General features: G+C 38.4%; 1 protein-coding gene. It reads left to right on the top strand.

From position 1 onward, the window contains the following. The first annotated feature begins 67 nt into the window (after window positions 1-67). Window positions 68-1,105: a dsDNA nuclease domain-containing protein gene (locus L6C30_RS14580; protein ID WP_374706595.1), complete on the top strand. Its 1,038-nt coding sequence runs from the start codon at window positions 68-70 to the stop codon at window positions 1,103-1,105. The last annotated feature ends 149 nt before the right edge of the window (window positions 1,106-1,254 follow it).

The following is a 1,254-nucleotide window of genomic DNA, read 5'->3' as shown; positions in this document are numbered from 1 at the left end:
TGAAAAGGTTACCGACACACAAAGTGACCCAAATTGAAGAATTGCTGCCGCACTGCTGGAAACCTAAATCGAATTAAAAAATAGGTATGGGATTCAGCGGACGCTTACGATTTTACAAAAAAGTCGTCAGGATATTATTCAGTGGTGTAGCGATAAGGGATTCGAAACCTCACTTGCTGAGTTTGCACTTGACCATGTTGATTTCCTGTCTTTCAATGCTGAAGATAGCGACTCTGTATTTATAGGCGAAATAGAAGAGAAATTATCCAATATCGAACTCACTACACGTAAAGCCAAACAGTTAAGAGATCAGTTTAAAAAATTGATTTCTCGTTCTTCTTTTGGTCCAATACATCGCAAAGACTTTGAAAATTTTATTTGCCATGCTCTTGAAGAAGATAGAAGCCAATGGCTATCAGATCCTATCAAAATTAACCTTTCTACTTCAACCAGTCAGTACCAAGACTTAAACTTAGATATTCGTGATTTCAATGGTCCTGATCGTGCCCAAAAAACCTCCAGCGACTGGAACAACCTAATCAAAAAAGCGGTATCGATTGGGGATTTCATTCATAGCAGTGGTGACCGTAGAACCCTCCTTATAGACGGTAAACAAAGAATGTCCACCGCATGTATGCTTGGCTATGTATTTAGTGCCACACGTAATTTCCTACTTGAAATAGAACATAATGGCCTCGCTTATCGCACTGATGACCATAAACAGAAAGAGGGACAATTTTTTAATAAAATCGCCCCTGTTGAGCTACAGGGAGAAACTGAAGCCATAGTTACTATCGGATTTCCTACAGCTATAGGTAAAGACATTGACTCTACAATAAATGAAGTAAAGAGCTTACCTAGACTGAATCTAGAAAGCTCTTATGCGATTGATAATATGGAAACTCTAAATCTTGCTGTGAGAGAGGCAAAATCCGCTTTAGTTTCATTCAAATCTGAAAATAAGTTATCTAAATTACACCTCTTTATTAAAGCACCCTCAGTTTTTGCAATGGTCTTGGGACATCGTTTGAATGGTGTTTGTGATATTCAGCTTTACGATTGGGTAGATGGGCAATATATCCCTACGGCCGAGCTGAGCATATAAGAAGAATTGACTAGTCGATAATATTACTAATAGAGAGGTTGAGAGGTGGTCCCACTTGTTTGAACAACTAAAAGCGTATTTATAAGTGATATTCCGCTCTAGTTAAGCCACCTTGTTTTGTTGGGGTAGCTGATCATAGTAAAACTCAT

The organism is Acinetobacter sp. KAM396, assembly GCF_021602765.1.
GTDB classification, from domain to species: Bacteria; Pseudomonadota; Gammaproteobacteria; order Pseudomonadales; family Moraxellaceae; genus Acinetobacter; species Acinetobacter towneri_A.
The sequence above is the reverse complement of the archived record's forward strand: the minus strand, read 5'-3'. Positions and strand labels throughout refer to the sequence as shown.